The sequence below is a fragment of the Rhodanobacter soli genome, from assembly GCF_039523495.1.
GTDB classification, from domain to species: domain Bacteria; phylum Pseudomonadota; class Gammaproteobacteria; order Xanthomonadales; family Rhodanobacteraceae; genus Rhodanobacter; species Rhodanobacter soli.
The window spans coordinates 1189279-1207520 of the sequence record NZ_BAAAFK010000001.1 but is presented as its reverse complement, the minus strand read 5'-3'; the positions used below and the strand labels follow the sequence as shown (position 1 = coordinate 1207520).

The following is an 18242-nucleotide window of genomic DNA, read 5'->3' as shown; positions in this document are numbered from 1 at the left end:
CCGAACATCACAACCGCCAGCTCACTCGTGTTCGAAGCGGGCAATCTCGTCCAGTTGCCGCGAGACGCGCGCCAGCGTGCAACCGGACATGTCGTCGACCATGCGTTGCAGCCACGGCGACCGGATCGGACGACCGGCCAGGCGGCGCGCCAGCCACAGGCTGAAGCCGACGCCCATGGCGCCCACCGCCATGTTCGCCCAGATCCAGCCCGCGGCGCCGGCGAACCGGTCCACCCCGGACCACCAGGTCAGCACCACCAGCGGCAGCAGCAGCCACAGGAACCACCACGGCAGCCCCAGCGCCAGCGTGCTGACCATGTGGAAGCGGCGCAGTTGCGCCAGCCGCCGCTGCAGCACCAGCACCGGCGCATCGAACAGGTAGATGCGGCTGAGCAGGAACAGCTGGGTGGCGCTCGACCAGATGCCGGCGATGCCATAGGCATGCAGCAGCAGGCCGATCACCAGCAGATGCGTGACCTGCCGGTGCGCCACCCAGAACGAGGCGACGAACACCACGAAGGCCAGCCAGCAGGCGATCTCGAGCGCCTGCCCCAACAGGCTCCAGCGCAGCGTCGAACGCGCCTTGTCCATCCGCCGGTCGCGGAAATCCTGGCGCAGCAGCGCCTCCATGCCGTCCTGGCGCAGGTCCATGTGCGCCCACGCCTGTTTCATCTCGTCGAGTTCCATGGTCATGCTCCGGTGGCCTGCGCGGCGGTCATCTGGCCGCGCAGTTTCTGCCTGATGCGACCGAGCTTGGTCGCCACGTTGGTTTCGCTGAGGCCGAGGATCTCGGCCATCTCGGTATAGCTGCGGTCTTCCAGGTACAGCAGGATCAGCGCGCGGTTGAGTGGATCGAGCTGGCCAATGAACGCGTACAGCGCGGTCAGGCGTTCGTCGGGCTCGGCTATCGGCTCGCCGCCGCCGACGGTTTCCAGGTGATGCGTGTCGAGCGGCTCGAAGCGGTCGGCCTCGGGCCAGCGCCGCGCCTGCGAGATCGCCACGTTCAGCGCGATGCGGTACAGCCAGGTGGAGAACTTCGCGCGCGCCTCGTCATAGCCACCGAACGAACGCCACAGCTGCGCGCTGATCTCCTGCACCAGGTCGTCGCGATCGGCCGCGCTGCGGCTGTACAGGCCGGCCACCTTGAACACGATCCTGCGATGCTCGTGCAGCAGCGACTCGAAACGGTGCTGGTGTTGTCTGCCGGTCATGGACGCCTGCTTCCTCGCGGTTCACCCCATGATTCGCAGGGTACGGAAAAAAATCACAGGGCGGTGTCCGCGCGCCGGGCTACGCGGGCTTCAGCCGAATGGGATCACCGAGCATCTGCAGGTCGATCGACCTTTGTTCGTCATTCCGGCGAAGATTGCATCAGCCCCCATCGTCATTCCGGCGAAGGCCGGAGGAGCTTTTCAACAGCGAAGCTGGTCATCGCTTCTGCTCTTTTGCGTCTTGGCCTTAAGCGAAGAGCTTTCGCCCTCCTTCGGAGGCCGAGTTACTTTCTCTTTGCGTGGCCAAAGAGAAAGCTAACCAAAGAGAAATGCCACCCCGCTTGGCGCTTGGCGGGCATCCTGCCCGCCAAGTCCGTGAGCCAGGGCCGGGCTTTTCGAACGGGCATCCTGCCCGTGCGAAAAGGAACCGACGTCCTGTCGGTTCCCGCTGCGCGGCCTGTCGACCCCGACTCACCGCCGCACAGGGGCCCCGGTAGAGCAGCGGGCCATCGTGGCCCGCACTCTTCAGAAGGGCCAGAGCAGGGCAAAGCAAAGCCGAGACAAAGCAGAACCACAGCAACGGCTGAAAGATCTGTGGCTCAAACACAGGATTTCTGACACTCCCTAATGATGGGTGTGTGTGACGAAGCCATGCTCTGCGCCGAGTCGCCCGGCAGTCGATGCCGATTGAATCTCAGTCGGCAGGGAGTGGCTGACAGTCGACGCCGACTGGCAAACACCCGACGCCGGTTGCGTCGCAGTCGGCGGAGACTGGCATTCAATCGACAGGGAGGTGCCGATACTCGTCGGGGACAGGCAAACAGTTGGCGTCGAGTGCGCGCACATTGGCGGGGACATCCTGCAGCCCGGCGGGGACTGAAAAACAGTCGGCGGGAATGTCGCGATGGTCGGCGGGGATTGAAAAGCCCTCGACGCCGATATCCGGATGCCCGGCGCCGACCGCCGGCAAGTCCGGCGGGATGGGTTGCCTACCCCGCCAAGTGTGAAGCATCAAGCTGCCGCAGGCTCGGGCGTTGCCTTGCCCGCGCGTGAGTCTAAAGAGGCCTCGAAGCGGCATCTGCTTGAACACGCGTGCTGGGAATGACCTTTGTCTCCCATGTCAGCATCGCTTGCGCAAGAACTTCAAAAGCATCGATTGGTTCTCCACCTCGCGGCTTGACGAATGCGTGCAGAAGAACTTGATCTGCTTTTGATACATCAATTTCGACGTTAAAGGCGCTGAATGTGATTTTAGAAATGGCCGCTTGCGGGACGCTATGGCCGACGTTCACAAGCTCAGCAAATTGACCAGATCTGCTTTGTTGAAGAATGCCATGCTTGGCTTTGTTTGCGACATCAGAAACGTATTTTAGCGCCGTGCAATTATTGGCCATTTCCTCCACCAGTCGTGGATCAAGGCCCATAGACTTGTAAAGTTCTTTTAGATAGTCCTTCAGGCTCCAGACCCAAACAAAAAGCGTCAGCAGATCGTCCTCAAACTGCTCTGGAGATTTGATCCCGGAAATTTGGTACTGATGCTTCGAACCGTCGGCTAAGGTTTGATTCTTCTGATATCCAACCGAATCGGCTCGTCGAGCAATTATTTCCGCGCGATGAATTCTAGCCCGCAACTCTTCGAAAGACGTAGGAGTCATTATTTTTTGCCTAAAACTGGAGTTAAGCGACCAAGTAATCGACTCAGGTTAATTGCTAACACGCTCACCCCAGATGGCTCCGCCAAAGCCATTGCGAGCGAACACCTTGAGGGGCATGTAGGCTTTATAAGATCGCTTGTCTAGATCATCATATGTCACTGCGACAGATATCTCGGCGCCATAGTTCAGATGTTGACTTGAACGTTCAACGCCGTATGACCCAAATGCCGTTGTTAGCTCTTCACCATTACGAAGCAACGCAATCATAGCCGCAGGAGAGAAGCATCTCTCAATTTCAGCCGCCATCTTAGGGGTAGCGCCCTCGCCAATTAGCTTGCGAAGCATCTTAGAATCAACGTGAACACGCACGTTAACAGCCGGACGGTTACCCGTATTTGAAAGTACTAAATTGAATGCAGTGGCCATGTTCCCGGATGAATGCTCATCAACGAATGCTGTGACCACTGGCCGATTGCTTTGGAGCCAGAAGCGCCGCGTGAAGTACAACGATATGGCCGATGCCACCAGAGCGGCTACCGAAATTAACGTCCGAATGTCGTCAGCGTTCATGAGCGCCCTAACGTTTAATTGATCCCAAACCCGGGGATATCAAAGGATGTTCCCCCGTCACGATCTCGACCGTCAAGCAAGTAACCTTGGGCTCGTTGCTGTTGCCGTTGCTGTTGACCTACCCCTCCCCTGTGCGGCGGTGAGCTGGGGTCGACAGGCCGCGTAGCGGGCATCGGCAGGATGCCGATGCCTTTTCGCCAGCACAGGGATGTGCTGTCGAAAAGCCCGGCCCCGGCTCACGGACTTGCCGGACAGGAGTCCGGCAAGCGCCAAGCGGGGTGGCCTTCTCTTTTGGTTACTTTTCTCTTGGCCACGCAAGAGAAAAGTAACTCGGCTGCCGCAGGCAGACGAAAGCTCTTGCTCTGCCTGAAGGCTCCGCCGCAGACATGACGAATGAAGGTGCGATGCCTGCCTTCGCAGGCATGACGGGCGTGGAAGTGCGGTGCCTGCCTTCGCAGGCATGACGGGTGTGGGAGTGCGATGCCTGCCTTCGCAGGCATGACGGATGTGGAAGGGAGCTGCGGCGGGCTGGCCTTCGACCGGAATGACGACCTTGGGAGGACAACGTTGCGCCGGAACCTCGTGCCCGGGCGCAGCACAACCGCCCTCGCCTACAATGCGGAATCCCCTCGCACCCGGACCACCCCATGCCCCGCCTGCGCCTCAAACGCTACCTGCTGACCGGCCTGCTCACCTTCATCCCGCTGTGGGTGACCTGGCTGGTGTTCAAGTTCGTGCTGGGCATGCTGGCCGGCATCGGCGCGCCGCTGGTGGTCGCCCTGCTGAACGGGCTGGCGCTGGTGGCGCCGCACACGGCCGAGTCGCTGAAGATGGAGTGGCTGACTTTCATCATCGCGCTGGCGGTCACCCTGCTCGCGCTGTACCTGCTCGGCGCCCTGGCGAACCGGGTGATCGGCCAGCGTTTCCTCAATGCCTTTGACGCCCTGCTGGCACGCATTCCGCTGGTGCAGACGATTTACGGCGGCACCAAGAAGCTGATGGCGGTGCTGCAGAACAAGCCGTCCGGCGTGCAGCGGGTGGTGCTGGTGGAGTTCCCCCGTCGCGGCATGAAGGTGGTCGGCTTCGTCACCCGGGTGATGATCGAGGAAGGCAGCGGCCGCGAGATGGCGGCGGTGTTCATCCCGACCACGCCGAACCCCACCGGCGGCTATCTGGAAGTGGTGCCGCTGGACGAGCTCACGCCCACCGACTGGACCATGGACCAGGCGATGGCGTTCATCATTTCCGGCGGCGCGGTGGCGCCGGATACCCTGCCCGCTTCGCCTGTGCTGCCGCACCACGACCATAGCGGGGATCACGCATGAGCCTGCGCCGCGTCCTGTGGTGCGCCCTGCTCGGAGTCGCGGCCCTTTCCGCACACGCGGCCGGCCCGGGCGCGACCGACTGGATCACGCCGGCCGAAGCCGCCCGCTTCCGCACCACGCCGAGCTACGCCGACACGCTCGATTATCTGCAGCGGCTGCAGCGGGCGGCGCCGGGCGTGATCCATCTCGAAACCTTCGGCAGCACGCCGGAAGGCCGGCCGATGACGGTGGTGATCGCCAGTGGCGACGGCACGTTCGATCCGGCCGCCGCGCGCGCCGCGCACAAACCCGTGGTGCTGCTGCAGGCCGGCATCCATCCCGGCGAAATCGAGGGCAAGGACGCCGGGCTGATGCTGCTGCGCGACGTGGCCGTCAGCGGCAAGCACCCGCACCTGCTCGACCAGGTGGTGCTGGTGTACATCCCGGTGTTCAGCGTGGACGGCCACGAGAATTCCAGCCCGTACCACCGCATCAACCAGAACGGCCCGGAGCGCATGGGCTTCCGCGGCCAGGCGCAGTACCTCAACCTCAACCGCGACTACATGAAAGCCGACGCGCCGGAAATGCGTGCGTGGCTGAAGCTGTGGCAGCACTGGTTGCCGGATCTGCTGATCGACGTGCACACCACCGACGGCGCCGACTACCAGTACGACCTCACCTGGTACACCGAGGACCCGCACAAGCTCGACCCAGCGGTGAGCGCATGGCAGCACGACGCGATCGTCAAGCACGCGATGCCGGCGTACGAGAAGCGCGGCCACCTCGCCTCGATCTACCTGGAGTTCAAGGACGGCCGCGACCCGCGCTTGGGGCTAGTGAACTTCGGCTCCGGCCCGCGCTTCTCCACCGGCTACGCCGCGCTGCAGAACCGCCCCGCGCTGCTGATCGAGACGCACATGCTGAAGCCGTACGCGAACCGCGTGCAGGCCACCTACGACATCGTCGAGCTGATGCTGGAACAGGTCGGCGCGCACCCGGCCGCCCTGCTCGCCGCTACCGCGAAGGCGGATGCCGATACCGTCGCCCGCGCCGGCGAGGCGAACGCGCGCGTGGCGCTGACTTTCAAGCCCGACCCGCAACCGACGCCGTTCGAACTCAAGGGCTACGCGTTCACGCTGAGCCACAGCGACATTTCCAACAGTGAGTGGATCCGCTACGACCCCAGTCGGCCGAAGAACTACACGATCGACAACTGGAACGGCCTGCTGCCGGACTTGTCGATCGCCCCGCCGTCCGCCTACGTGGTGCCGGCGCAATGGACCGCGGTCATCGACAAGCTCGACGCCCACGGCATCCGCTACCGGCGCATCGAACAAGCGCAGACGCTCCATGCCGAGGGCTACCAGCTCGACGACCCAAAGTGGGCCGACAAGCCGTTCGAAGGTCACCTGATGCTGCGCGACTTCGCTCTGCGCGCGGTGCCGCGCGAAGTGACCCTGCCGGCCGGCTCGGTGGTCGTGCCGCTGGATCAGCGCGCGGCGAACGTGGCGATCGCCCTGCTCGAACCGCAGGCGCCGGACTCGCTGCTGCGCTGGGGCTATCTGGACGCGGTGTTCGAGGCCAAGGAATACGGCGAGCCGCGCGTGGTCGAGCAGCTGGCGCGCGACATGCTGGCGAAAGACCCGGCGCTCAAGGCCGCGTTCGCGCAGAGACTGCACGACGATCCCGCCTTCGCCGCCGATCCGCGCGCCCGGTTGGCGTTCTTCTTCGAACGCTCGCCCTGGTACGCCGCCCAGCACGTCGGCGCCTACCCCGTGCTGCGCCTGGACGCCGCACAACTGCAGCACTTGTCGACGCCTGTCCAGCCCGCTGGCGGCCATGGCACCCCTGACCTTTGACACTGTGCCACCCATGACGTTTGACCTAGCGTGACCGGCCATGTCCGCGTTCCGGGGGGGACCCGACGGCGCGGCCAGACCACAACCACACATCACTCACAGAGGGACACCTATGACCAAGCAGTATCTGAAGCCCCTGGCGCTGGCACTGGCCGTAAGCCTGGCATTGACCGCCTGCGGCAAGCAGGAACCGGCCGCCAATGCACCGGCCAGCACCGCCAGCACCGCCCCGGCCGCCAGCAGCACCACCGCTGCCGCCGACCTGGGCAAGAGCATCTTCGACGTCAGCGAACTGGGCGACAGCGCGCTGGCCTGCCAGGACTTCAACGGCTTCGTCAACGCCAAGTGGGTTGCCGCCAACCCGATCCCGGCCGACCGCACCCGCTGGGGCGCGTTCGACGCGCTCGCCGAGAGCAGCCTGAACACCCAGCACAGCATCGTCGAGAAGGCCGCCAAGGGTGCCGCCACGGCGCCGGCCGGTTCGATCGAGCAGAAGATCGGCTACCTCTACCAGTCGGGCATGAACGAGGACGCCATCGAGAAGGCCGGCTTCGACCCGATCAAGCCGAAGCTCGACGCCATCGCCGGCTTGAAGAACGGCGCCGACGTGGCCGACTACATCACCAGGAACTATGTCGACGGCGACATGCAGGTCTTCCAGTTCGGCTCGAGCGCCGACTTCCAGCACGCCGACATGCAGATCGCCTACGCGTTCGAAGCCGGCCTGGGCCTGCCGACCAAGGACTACTACAGCGCCGCCAAGCACAAGGACATCCGTGACGCCTACGTCGCCTATATCGCCAAGGCGCTGGAGTTGACCGGCGTGGCCGAGGCCGACGCGAAGAAGCAGGCCGCCGACGTGCTGGCGTTCGAGACCAAGCTGGCGGCCGCCTCGCTGTCGCCGGTCGAGGCGCGCAAGCCGGAGAACCAGTACCACTTCGTCAGCGTCAAGGACGCCGACAAGGCCACTCCGCACTTCAGCTGGGACAAGTTCTTCGCCGCCCAGGGCGTGATCATCGACAAGGGCTTCTCGCTGTCGCAGCCGAAGTTCTTCGCCGAGTTCGACAAGCAACTGGCCAAGGCGCCGATCAGCCAGTGGCAGGCCTACCTGCGCTTCCACACCATCGACGACGCTTCGCCGTACCTGAGCAAGAATTTCCAGGACAACAAGTTCGCGTTCTACGGCAAGACCCTGTCCGGCCAGCCGGAGCAGAAGGTCCGCTGGAAGCGCGTGCTGGGCGCGGTCAACAGCTCGATGGGTGAGGCGCTGGGCCAGCTGTACGTGGCCGAGATGTTCAAGCCCGAAGCGAAGGCGCGCGCGCAGGAGCTGGTCGACAACGTGCGCAACGCACTGAAGGCGCGCATCGAGAACCTCGACTGGATGAGCGACGAGACCAAGGCCAAGGCGATCGCGAAGTGGAATACGTTCCTGCCGAAGATCGGCTACCCGGACAAGTGGCGCGACTGGTCGGGCCTGAACATCAGCGGTGACAACTACTACGCCAACGTGATGGCCGCGGCGAAATTCAACTACGACTACGACATCGCCAAGATCGGCAAGCCGACCGACCGCCTGGAATGGGGCATGACCCCGCAGACGGTCAACGCGTACTACAACCCGACCGACAACACGATCAACTTCCCGGCCGCGATCCTGCAGCCGCCGTTCTTCGACGCCAAAGCCGACGACGGGATCAACTACGGCGGCATCGGCGCGGTGATCGGCCACGAGGCCAGCCACGGCTTCGACGACGAAGGCAGCCAGTTCGACGGCGCCGGCAACAACAAGAACTGGTGGACCAAGGACGACCGCAGCAAGTTCGACGAGCGCACCGCCAGGCTGGTCGCCCAGTTCAACGCCTATACGCCGATCAAGGACAAGCCGGACGCGCACGTCAACGGCCAGCTGACCCTGGGCGAGAACATCGGCGACCTGGGCGGCCTGAATGCCGCCTACGACGCACTGCAGGTCGCGCTGAAGAAGAACCCCGAGGAAGCCGGCAAGCAGATCGACGGCTACACCCAGGACCAGCGCTTCTTCCTGAACTGGGCACGCGTATGGCGTGGTTCCATCCGCGAAAAGCAGGCTTTGCTGCAACTCAACACCGACCCGCACGCCCCCGCTTCGCTGCGTGCGGCCGGCGCCCCGTCGAACATGCCGGCCTTCGCCAGCGCGTTCCAGTGCAAACCGGGCGACGCGATGGTGGCTCCGGCCGACAAGCAGGTGAAGATCTGGTAAGCGGCACGCACTGAGCACCGCGCAGTCCGCGCGATGCCCGGCACCAAGGCCCCGCATGCAGATGCGGGGCCTTTTTTTGTGCCGCGCACCGTGCGCCGTCGCCGCTCCGGCATTCGCGATGCCGGCAATCTTCATGTGGGTATTGCAAATCATTCGCATTAAAAATAAGGTAGGCGCCTGCTTCGGCGGATCCGCGCAGCGGGCCCAGGCCGATCGGGCTTCACGCACTCCAGAACACTGACCGTCGTCGGTCGACGCGATGCACGCAGCCACCCGGCGGCGCGCTTCCTCTCGGCCCGAAAACCTGCATCCAGCCATTGCACGACAGCTGCATCCGCCAGGCCCTGTCGATACGCAATGCGGTATCCACCCACGGAATCTCCATGGCACACATCACCTCGCGCAAACACCCGGTCAGCCAGCGCAAGTCGCCGTCGGCAAGCGGCCGGCTGACCGCGGCCACGCTGTTCACCGGCCTGGCGCTGGCCCTGCCGGTCACTGCCGCGGAGCTGGCCGCCCCCGCCGATGCCCAGGTCGCCACCGCGAAAAACCTGCCCGGCGTGAAGGTGGAAGCGACCACCGGCAACGACTACCGCGTCGACAAGCTGTCCTCGCCGAAATACACCCAGCCGTTGCTGGACACCACGCAGACCATCAGCGTGATCACCAAGGAACTGATCCAGCAGCAGGGCGCCACCACGCTGACCGAGGCACTGCGCAACAGCCCGGGTGTGGGCACCTTCTACGTCGGCGAGAACGGCAACACCAGCACCGGCGACGGCATCTACATGCGCGGCTTCGACACCTCGGGCAGCATCTTCGTCGATGGCGTGCGCGACCTCGGCACGGTCTCGCGTGACGTGTTCAACATCGAGCAGGTGGAAGTGGCCAAGGGTCCGGCCGGCACCGACTACGGCCGCACCGCGCCGACCGGCTCGGTGAACCTGGTCAGCAAGCAGCCGCAGCTGGGCGACGGCATCTCCGGCTCGCTCGGTTACGGCAGCGGCCAGCACCGGCGCGCCACCGCCGACTGGAACCAGACGCTGGGCGAACACTCCGCGTTCCGCCTCAACGTGATGGGCCAGGACAGCGGCGTACCGGGACGCGACAAGGTCGAGAGCAACCGCTGGGGCATCGCCCCGTCGCTGGCGTTCGGGCTGAAGACGCCGACCCGCGTCTACCTCGACTTCCTGCACGTGCAGCAGAACAACCTGCCCGACGGCGGCGTGCCGACCTTCGGCCTGCCCGGCTACGGCAGCCCCGATCCGGCGCGCCCGTTCATCGGCAACGCCGCCAGGGTCGACCCGTCGAACTTCTACGGCACTCAGGCTGACCATGACGACATCGAGGCGGACCTGTTCACCGTGATCGTCGAACACGACTTCTCGACCGACGTGGCGCTGCACAACACCACGCGCTGGGGCCGCACGCATCAGGACTACCTGCTCACCTCGTTCCGAGGCGATGCCGCCAACCTGCTCACCCCGGACGCCGCCGATCCCTCGACCTGGACCATCGCGCGCAGCCTGCCGACCTTCAAGAAGCAGACCAACCGCATCCTCACCAACCAGACCAATGTCACCGCCAATTTTGAAACCGGCGGCATCACGCACAGCCTCAGCGCCGGCATCGAGCTGACCCGCGAAAAGGCCGGCACGATCGGCCTGGCCGCGCTCAACGGCAGCGCATGGCCGGCGGCGAACCTGTACCACCCGGACGCCGACGTCAGCGGCCTGGTCGCCGGCCGCACCGGGGCGCACAGCGAGGGTCGCACCGACACCGCAGCCGCCTACCTGTTCGATACGCTGAAATTCAACGGGCAATGGCAGGTCAACGCCGGCGTGCGGCTGGACCACTACAGCACCGACTTCAGCAGCATGGTGGTCTGCGGCGCCCGCAACGGTCCGGCCTGCGGCACCCTGCCGGCCGGCAGCGTGCTGCCCGACGTGGACAGCAGCAAATCCGGCAACCTGCCCAACTACAAGCTCGGCGTGTTGTACAAGCCGACTGCCAACGGCAGCGTCTACGCGAACTTCGCCGTGTCGCAGGAGCCGCCGGGCGGCAACACGCTCACGCTCAGCAGCGCCGCCAACAGCACCGACAACCCGAACCTCGACCCGCAGAAGGCGCGCACGATCGAGCTGGGCACGAAGTGGGACCTGCTCGGCGAAAAATTGCTGCTGACCGGCGCGCTGTACCGCACCACCGTCAGCAACGATCTGGTGCAGGATCCGGTCGACCTGCAGTACTACCAGATCGGCAGGAAGCGCGTGCAGGGCATCGAGCTGAGCGCGGTCGGCAAGCTCAGCGACAACTGGGCAGTCAGCGCCGGCTACACGATCATGGACGCCAAGGTGATCCACGGCAGCGCGGTGGCCAACGACGGTTCCAGCGACCTGGCCTATACGCCGAAGAGCGCGTTCACCGCATGGACCACCTACCACCTTCCGTTCAACCTCACCCTCGGCGGCGGCGCCCGCTACGCCGGCGAGATGAAGCGCGGCACCGATGGCGCGGTCGGCACACCCGCGTTCACCGAGTCGTATTGGGTGGTCGACGCGATGGTCAGCTATCCGGTCAACCAGCACGTCGACCTGCAGCTGAACCTGTACAACCTGTTCGACAAGGATTACGTCGCGGCAATCAACAAGAGCGGCTATCGCTACACTCCGGGCACGCCGCGTGCGGCGATGCTCACCGCCAATATCCGCTTCTGATCCCGGCGCCCACGCCAAGCCATGTCACAGGTGATTCATGCTGTTGCACATCCCTGACGTACTCGAGCCCGCCCAGGTCACCCGGATCCGCACCGCACTGGATGCCGCCGAATGGACCGACGGCCGCGAAACCGTCGGTGCGCAAGGCGCGATGGTGAAGCGCAACCTGCAGTTGCCGGATGCCTCGCCGCTGCGCCTGCAGTTGGGCCAGATCGTGCTGGCTGCGCTGGCGAAGAACCCGCTGTATCACGCGGCCGCCTTGCCGTTGCGCACCCTGCCCCCGCGCTTCAACCGCTACGAAGGCGGCGGCCAGTACGGTTTCCACGTCGACGGCGCGGTGATGGGGCTGACCACCGAGGCGCAGTTGCGCAGCGACGTTTCCTGCACGCTGTTCCTCAGCGAACCGGACGAGTACGACGGCGGCGAACTGATCGTCAACGACACCTACGGCGAACACGAAGTGAAACTGCCGGCCGGCGATCTGATCATGTACCCGTCGAGCAGCCTGCACCGCGTCACGCCGGTGACCCACGGCGCGCGCGTGGCCGCGTTCTTCTGGGTGCAAAGCCTGATTCGCGACGACGGCCGGCGGCGCCTGCTGTTCGAGCTGGACGCCTCGATCCAGCGTCTGACCCAGTCCGGCGCCGATGCCGCCGCGCTGCTGCAGCTGACCGGCGTCTATCACAACCTGCTGCGCCAATGGGCCGAAACCTGAGCGCACGATGTGGCGGCCGGACAGCCGCAACAGCCGGCCATGGTTCCCAGCGCGCGCCGCGGGGCGGATAATCGTCGGCCCCCTGAAGCAACCCGGCTGAAAAATGTTCGTTCCTGGTCAACGCTGGATCTCCTCCGCCGAACCCGAGCTTGGCCTCGGCACCGTGCTGCGCGTCGAAGGACGCGGCGTGCAGGTGCTGTTCGCCAAGGCCGGCGTGCTGCGCCCGTACGCGATCGACTCGGCGCCGCTGATGCGCGCCGAGTTTCGCGCTGGCCAGCGCGTCGCCGGCAAGGGCATCGCGTTCCTGGTCGAGCGCGTCGAGATCAGGGACGAGCTGCTGATCTATCGTGGTGAAGGCCGCGAACTGCACGAAGGCCAGCTCGACGACGAGCAGAGCGTGAGCCAAGCCGATGATCGTCTGGTCGGTGGCCGCACCGATGCCGTGGCGCAATTCGAGCTGCGCCTGGAAGGCCTCAAGCGGCGTGCCGAGGCACGCCGTTCGCCGATGTGGGGCCTCGGCGCGGCACGCATCGGGTTGGTGCCGCACCAACTGCGCGTGGCCGGCATCGCCTCCGCGCGACGCCCGCCGCGGGTACTGCTGGCCGATGAAGTAGGCCTGGGCAAGACCATCGAAGCGGGCATGATCATCGCGCGCCAGCTCGCCACCGGTCGCGCTTCGCGCGTGCTGCTGCTGTTGCCCGACACCCTGGTCTACCAGTGGTTCGTCGAGATGCTGCGCCGCTTCAACCTCAGCTTCGCGATTTACGACGAGGAGCGCTGCGAGGCGCTGGAACAATCCGGCGACGCCGGCAATCCGTTCGAAGACGAGCAACTGGTGATCGCCGATTTCGGCTTTCTGGAGAACTCGCCGAAGCACGCCCAGCAGCTGCTGGACGCGCCGTGGGACCTACTGGTGGTCGATGAAGCACACCATCTGGCGTGGTCGCCCGAAGCGGCCAGCCCGCGTTACACGATGGTGGAGAAGCTGGCCGCGGCGATCCCCGGCGTGATCCTGCTCACCGCCACCCCGGAACAGCTCGGCCGCAGCGGCCACTTCGCCCGCCTGCGCCTGCTCGACCCGCAGCGCTACCACGACCTGGACGGCTACCTGGCCGAAGCGGACACCTACCTGGCGCTGTCGAAAATCGCCGACCGCCTGCTCGAAGGCCAGCCGCTCGACGACACCCAGCGCACCACCCTGGCCGACGCGTTCCATGGCGACGCGGCGCTCACCGCGCAACTGACCGATTCGACCCAACCCGCCAACGCCCGCGAACTGCTGGCCGCGTTGATCGACCGCCACGGCACCGGCCGTGCGATGTTCCGCAACAACCGTGCCGGCGTCGGCGGCTTTCCGAAACGCCTGCCCGAGTGGCACCTGCTGGGCGCCGACACCGTCGAGGAAAGCACGCGCCAGGCACTGCTGGCCGAATTCCACGCCGACATCCAGCAGCCGCCGGCACTGATCGAAATCGACTACAGCACCGACCCGCGCATCGACGCCCTGATCACCCTGCTGGAGCAGCACCCGCACGACAAGTTCCTGCTGATCTGCCGCAGCCAGACCAAGGTGCTGGCGCTGGAAGACGTGCTGCGCACCCGCAGCGGCGTCGGCGTGGCGCGTTTCCACGAAGGCCTCGGCATCATCCAGCGCGACCGCAATGCCGCGTACTTCGCCCAGCCCGACGGCGCACGCCTGCTGCTGTGTTCGGAGATCGGCTCGGAAGGTCGCAACTTCCAGTTCGCGCACCGGCTGATCCTGTGGGATCTGCCACTGGATCCCGACCTGCTCGAACAGCGCATAGGCCGGCTCGACCGGATCGGCCAGAAGCACGACATCGACATCCATATCCTCGTCGTCGCCGACAGTGCCCAGCACGTGCTGGCGCGCTGGTACGACGAGGGCATCGACGCGTTCCGCATGAGCCCGGCCGATGGCCGCGAGCTGCTGCGCCGCTACGGCGAACCGTTGACCCGGCTGGCCGACGAACACGCACGCGGCGACGACAACCGCGACCAGGAACTCGACGCGCTGCTCACCGACACCCACGCCAGCCATGAGCAGATGGCCGAACTGATCCGCGGCGGCCGCGACCATCTGCTGGAACTGGCTTCCAGCCGCGACCTGCACGCCGACGAACTGCAGCAGGCGTTTGCCCGCGAGGATGTCGACCCGGGCCGGGACGCCTTCGTGCAGCGCCTGCTCGAAGCGTTCGGCATCCACGCCGAGGAACTCGGCGGCCAAGTGCTGCTGCTCGATCCGCAATACCTGTCCACCGACGCCCTGCCGGGCTTCGCCGAGGGTCCGCAGTCGGTGACGTTCGCGCGCGAGGTGGCACTGTCGCGCGAGGAATTGCCGCTGCTGCGGCTCGACCATCCGCTGGTCGCCGGTGCGCTGGACCTGGCGCTGTCCGGCGAACAGGGCAACGCCGCGTTCATGGTCGACGACGTGCTGTCGCCGCGCACTGCACTGCTGCAGGCGGTGTTCCTGCTCGAATGCGTGGCCGACCGGAAACTCGACGCCGAACGTTTCCTGCCGATCCTGCCGATCGTGGTCACCGTCGACACCCGGCTCGCCGAACGCGCCGATTTCGCGCCCAGCGAGATCGCGCTGCGCAAGGCCAGCGACCGCAACATCGAGGTGGCGCGCTACCGCAAGTTCCTCGGCAAGCTGGTGCCGCCGATGCTGGAGCGCGCCGAGACGCTGGCTGGTACGCGCGGGCAGGCACGCATCGACGAGGCGGTGGGCCTAGCCACGCAGACACTGGACGCGGAATTGTCGCGCCTGCGGGCGCTGCACGCGGTGAACCCGTCGGTCAGCGAGAGCGAGATCGCCGCCATCGCCGCCGAGCGCACCGCACTGCTGGCCGCGCTGCCGCAGTCACGGCTGCGGCTGGACGCGGTGCGCTTCGTGGTCAGCGCGGACTTCCTGGCGTTGCGCTGAGGCCCCTGCGTGCAGGAGAGGACCGGGCAAGGGTTCGCTCAAACCGAAGCCGGCACCGCGCGCATGCGCTGTTCGATGCCGCATACGCGGTAGCACACCGTCAGCAGCGCCAGCCAGATCACGCCCACGTAAAGCGCCACCCGCGTGTCCGCGCTGTAGCCGAGCATCACCAGCACGAACGCAAGAAATGCCAGGCAGATCACGCTGCTCAGCGGGAACCAGCGCAAGCGGAAGGCCAGCGGCACCGGCTGCTGCCGACGGAAGCGCCAGTGTGCCACCAGCACCATGCCCCAGGTCCACACCGTGTTGAAGGCGAGGATCGACATCATCACGCCGAAGATGCGCCCGGGTACCAGGTAGTTCATCAGCACGCCGAACAGCAGGAACACCAGCGTCACCAGCACGCCGCGCACCGGCACGCCGTATGCGTTCAGCCGTCCCATCGCCATCGGCGCCTGCCCCTTGGTCGCCAGGCTGTGCAGCATGCGGCTGCCGCTGAACATGGTGGAGTTGAAGCTGGACAGCGCCGCGGTAATCACCACGAAGTTGATCAGGCCCGCCGCCTGCGGAATGCCCAACTTGGCGAACGTGGTGACGAACGGGCTGCCTTGCGTGCCCAGCGCGTTCCACGGATAGATCGCCATGATCACGAACAGCGCGCCCACGTAGAAGATCAGGATGCGCCAGATCACCGAATTCACCGCGCGCGGGATGGTGCGCTCTGGGTGCGCGGCCTCGGCCGCCGCCATGCCGATCGTCTCGATGCCGCCGAACGAGAACACCAGCACCGGCAGCGCCAGCACCATGCCGGTGACGCCGTTGGGGAACCAGCCGCCGTGCGACCACAGGTTCGACAACCCCACCGGATGCCCGCCGTTGCCCCAGCCCAGAGTGATGATCGCGGCGCCGCCGAGGATCATCAGCACCACCGTCAGCACCTTGATCAGCGCGAACCAGAACTCCAGCTCGCCGTAGACCTTCACCGCCATCAGGTTCAGCCCGCCGATCATCGCCACGCTGCCGAACGCCCAGATCCACTGCGGCAGCTCGGGAAACCACGCCTTCATGTAGATGCCGACCGCCGTGCTCTCGGCGATGCCCACGCCCATCATCAGGATCCAGTAGTTCCAACCGGTGAGGTAACCGGCGAACGGGCCGAGGTACCTGTGCGCGTAAGTGCTGAACGAGCCGGCGATCGGCTCGTGCGCGGCCATCTCGCCCAGCGCGCGCATGATGATGAAGATCATCGCGCCACCGAACAGGTACGCGAACAGCAGCGACGGCCCGGCCAGCTGGATCGTGCTGGCCGAGCCGAGGAACAGGCCGGCGCCGATGCACATGCCCAGTGCCATGAAGGTGACGTGGCGTGGGGTGAGTTGGCGCTGGAGAGTCTGGGTCATGGGGCGTTCGCGGCGTGAAAGCGCTCAGCGCAGCAGGCGTTGCTTTGGCTTCCACGGCAGCCGCCCGCGCCAGTACTGGATCAGCACGAGGCCACCCAGCATGCCGCCGAGATGGGCGAAATGGGCGACGCCCGGCTCGATCCCGGTCACGCCCATGGTCAGTTCGGCCGCGGCGTAGAGGATCACGAACAGCCACGCCGGCATCGGGATCGGCAGGAAGATCAGCATCACCTTCTCGTGCGGATACAGCATGCCGAACGCCAGCAGCAGGCCGAAGATCGCGCCGGAGGCGCCCAACGTCGGGCCGTACTGGGACGGCGGGAAGAACCACAGCACCGCCAGCTGCAGCAGCGAAGCGACGATCGCGCAGACGAAGTAGTAGACGGTGAACTCGCGCGCGCCGAAGGTGCGCTCGATGGTGCCGCCGAACATGTACAGAGCGAGCATGTTGAACATGATGTGGGTGATGCTGCCATGCATGAACGCACTGGTGACGATCTGCCACACCCCGAACAGGCCGGAGCCGAGCGGCCACAGCGCGAAATACACCATCAGAAGCTGACCCATCACCTGTTGCAGCAGGAACACCGCCACGTTGGCAATCAGCAGGTTGCGCGTGACGGGCGGCAAATCAAAAGGCATCAGGCAGTTTCCATGGGATCAGCGACAGCATAACGGCGCACCGGGCTGCTGACCGCACCCGGCGGCAATCGTTCACCCGCCGTGGCAAGCAAAAAGCCGCCTTGCGGCGGCTTCGCGGAGAGACCGACAAGACAGGTCAGCCCTTGTCAATCACCTGCGCCATCGCTTCCGGGCGCTTGGCACCGGCGAAGCGCTTGGCCCAGTAGCTCTCGTGCAGGTTGGAGATCTCCACCGACTTGCCGCTGGCCGGCGAGTGGATGAAGCGGCCGTTCGAGATATAGATGCCCACGTGCGAGATGCGCCGCTTGCCATGGGTGCGGAAGAACACCAGGTCACCCGGCTGCATGTCGGCCCGATTGACCTTGAGGCCCGCCAGGAACTGCGAGGCGGAGTTGCGTGGCAGCTGCATGCCGACCGCATGGGCGAACACATAGCGGACAAAGCCGCTGCAATCGAAACCGGTGGAGGGATCGCGACCGCCACGCACGTAGCGGGTGTCGCGCAGCTTCATCGCCATCGCGATGAGCGACTTGCGCAGGTCGGTGATGTCAGCGCTGGTGGTGGCCGCCGTGTCCTGCGCGTCCGCCGCCGTGGCGTCGGCAACGGCGGTCGGTTCCACCGCGGCACTGTTGCCGGCAAGCACCGATGCGGCGTCGGGAACCACGGACTGCGCCAGCGACGGGACCGGATTGAATGCCGGCAACTGGCTCAACAGGGGCGAACCGAGATGGGCAACGACCGTGCTGTCGATGACGGCCGAGTTGTTTCTGGCTTGAAGCGGGCTGGATACCAGCAGCACGGAAACGAGCGCGGCGGCGGCGGTCAGTTGCTTGATGGACATGCTGGGAAAAATCCTTTGTTGTTCACAGGATTAGCCGCCCAGCAGAAGCTGACGACGTGACGAGGTAGTGAACTTAACAAGAAGAGGCCGTCCAGATGTTGCATTGAGGTTAACTGAACCCTGCCGTTTCAAAAAACGGCGACAC

The 18242-nt window shown here is 65.4% G+C and carries 13 protein-coding genes; 6 read left to right on the top strand and 7 right to left on the bottom strand.

Annotated elements, in window-relative coordinates; all coding sequences use genetic code 11:
* Positions 1-21: 21 nt before the first annotated feature.
* The 4 genes from ABD024_RS05400 to ABD024_RS05385 form a co-directional block, all read right to left on the bottom strand.
* Entirely contained in the window at positions 22-687 is a 666-nt protein-coding gene (locus ABD024_RS05400) for a hypothetical protein (protein ID WP_343850433.1), read from the bottom strand.
* A 2-nt stretch (positions 688-689) separates the two neighbouring features.
* Entirely contained in the window at positions 690-1211 is a 522-nt protein-coding gene (locus ABD024_RS05395; RefSeq protein ID WP_343850431.1) for an RNA polymerase sigma factor, read from the bottom strand.
* A gap of 1055 nt (positions 1212-2266) precedes the next feature.
* Positions 2267-2866: a hypothetical protein gene (locus ABD024_RS05390; RefSeq protein ID WP_343850428.1), complete on the bottom strand. Its 600-nt coding sequence runs from the start codon at positions 2864-2866 to the stop codon at positions 2267-2269.
* A 48-nt stretch (positions 2867-2914) separates the two neighbouring features.
* Positions 2915-3436: a hypothetical protein gene (locus ABD024_RS05385; protein ID WP_343850426.1), complete on the bottom strand. Its 522-nt coding sequence runs from the start codon at positions 3434-3436 to the stop codon at positions 2915-2917.
* 647 nt (positions 3437-4083) lie between these two features.
* Here ABD024_RS05385 and ABD024_RS05380 point away from each other — a divergent pair.
* The 6 genes from ABD024_RS05380 to rapA all read left to right on the top strand — a co-directional run bounded on the left by ABD024_RS05380 (position 4084) and on the right by rapA (position 15214).
* A complete protein-coding gene (locus ABD024_RS05380; RefSeq protein ID WP_343850424.1) occupies positions 4084-4761 on the top strand; it encodes a DUF502 domain-containing protein in 678 nt (225 codons plus the stop codon).
* The gene (locus ABD024_RS05375) at positions 4758-6599 is read left to right on the top strand and encodes a M14 family metallopeptidase (protein ID WP_343850422.1); all 1842 of its coding nucleotides are present in this window, start codon (positions 4758-4760) and stop codon (positions 6597-6599) included. The genes ABD024_RS05380 and ABD024_RS05375 overlap by 4 nt, the downstream gene beginning before the upstream one ends.
* A 112-nt stretch (positions 6600-6711) precedes the next feature.
* Complete coding sequence (locus ABD024_RS05370) at positions 6712-8838, top strand: M13 family metallopeptidase (RefSeq protein ID WP_343850420.1); 2127 nt, start codon at positions 6712-6714, stop codon at positions 8836-8838.
* 383 nt (positions 8839-9221) lie between these two features.
* Positions 9222-11555, top strand: coding sequence for a catecholate siderophore receptor Fiu (locus ABD024_RS05365; RefSeq protein ID WP_343850417.1), 2334 nt, complete (start codon positions 9222-9224; stop codon positions 11553-11555).
* 37 nt (positions 11556-11592) lie between these two features.
* Positions 11593-12270: a Fe2+-dependent dioxygenase gene (locus ABD024_RS05360; RefSeq protein ID WP_343850415.1), complete on the top strand. Its 678-nt coding sequence runs from the start codon at positions 11593-11595 to the stop codon at positions 12268-12270.
* A 103-nt stretch (positions 12271-12373) separates the two neighbouring features.
* Complete coding sequence (gene rapA / locus ABD024_RS05355) at positions 12374-15214, top strand: RNA polymerase-associated protein RapA (protein ID WP_343850413.1); 2841 nt, start codon at positions 12374-12376, stop codon at positions 15212-15214.
* A gap of 38 nt (positions 15215-15252) precedes the next feature.
* On the opposite strand, the gene ABD024_RS05350 is transcribed toward rapA, so the two are convergent.
* The 3 genes from ABD024_RS05350 to ABD024_RS05340 all read right to left on the bottom strand — a co-directional run bounded on the left by ABD024_RS05350 (position 15253) and on the right by ABD024_RS05340 (position 18097).
* A complete protein-coding gene (locus tag ABD024_RS05350) occupies positions 15253-16614 on the bottom strand; it encodes an amino acid permease (protein WP_343850410.1) in 1362 nt (453 codons plus the stop codon).
* Between the two features lie 24 nt (positions 16615-16638).
* Entirely contained in the window at positions 16639-17256 is a 618-nt protein-coding gene (locus ABD024_RS05345) for a rhomboid family intramembrane serine protease (RefSeq protein WP_343850407.1), read from the bottom strand.
* Between the two features lie 136 nt (positions 17257-17392).
* Positions 17393-18097, bottom strand: coding sequence for a C40 family peptidase (locus tag ABD024_RS05340; protein WP_343850405.1), 705 nt, complete (start codon positions 18095-18097; stop codon positions 17393-17395).
* Positions 18098-18242: the final 145 nt, after the last annotated feature.

What these genes read in the sequence shown, in the direction of transcription:
- ABD024_RS05400 (WP_343850433.1), bottom strand. Translation starts at nt 687, where the DNA reads ATGGAACTCGACGAGATGAAACAGGCGTGGGCGCACATGGACCTGCGC.
- ABD024_RS05395 (WP_343850431.1), bottom strand. Translation starts at nt 1,211, where the DNA reads ATGACCGGCAGACAACACCAGCACCGTTTCGAGTCGCTGCTGCACGAG.
- ABD024_RS05390 (WP_343850428.1), bottom strand. Translation starts at nt 2,866, where the DNA reads ATGACTCCTACGTCTTTCGAAGAGTTGCGGGCTAGAATTCATCGCGCG.
- ABD024_RS05385 (WP_343850426.1), bottom strand. Translation starts at nt 3,436, where the DNA reads ATGAACGCTGACGACATTCGGACGTTAATTTCGGTAGCCGCTCTGGTG.
- ABD024_RS05380 (WP_343850424.1), top strand. Translation starts at nt 4,084, where the DNA reads ATGCCCCGCCTGCGCCTCAAACGCTACCTGCTGACCGGCCTGCTCACC.
- ABD024_RS05375 (WP_343850422.1), top strand. Translation starts at nt 4,758, where the DNA reads ATGAGCCTGCGCCGCGTCCTGTGGTGCGCCCTGCTCGGAGTCGCGGCC.
- ABD024_RS05370 (WP_343850420.1), top strand. Translation starts at nt 6,712, where the DNA reads ATGACCAAGCAGTATCTGAAGCCCCTGGCGCTGGCACTGGCCGTAAGC.
- ABD024_RS05365 (WP_343850417.1), top strand. Translation starts at nt 9,222, where the DNA reads ATGGCACACATCACCTCGCGCAAACACCCGGTCAGCCAGCGCAAGTCG.
- ABD024_RS05360 (WP_343850415.1), top strand. Translation starts at nt 11,593, where the DNA reads ATGCTGTTGCACATCCCTGACGTACTCGAGCCCGCCCAGGTCACCCGG.
- rapA (WP_343850413.1), top strand. Translation starts at nt 12,374, where the DNA reads ATGTTCGTTCCTGGTCAACGCTGGATCTCCTCCGCCGAACCCGAGCTT.
- ABD024_RS05350 (WP_343850410.1), bottom strand. Translation starts at nt 16,614, where the DNA reads ATGACCCAGACTCTCCAGCGCCAACTCACCCCACGCCACGTCACCTTC.
- ABD024_RS05345 (WP_343850407.1), bottom strand. Translation starts at nt 17,256, where the DNA reads ATGCCTTTTGATTTGCCGCCCGTCACGCGCAACCTGCTGATTGCCAAC.
- ABD024_RS05340 (WP_343850405.1), bottom strand. Translation starts at nt 18,097, where the DNA reads ATGTCCATCAAGCAACTGACCGCCGCCGCCGCGCTCGTTTCCGTGCTG.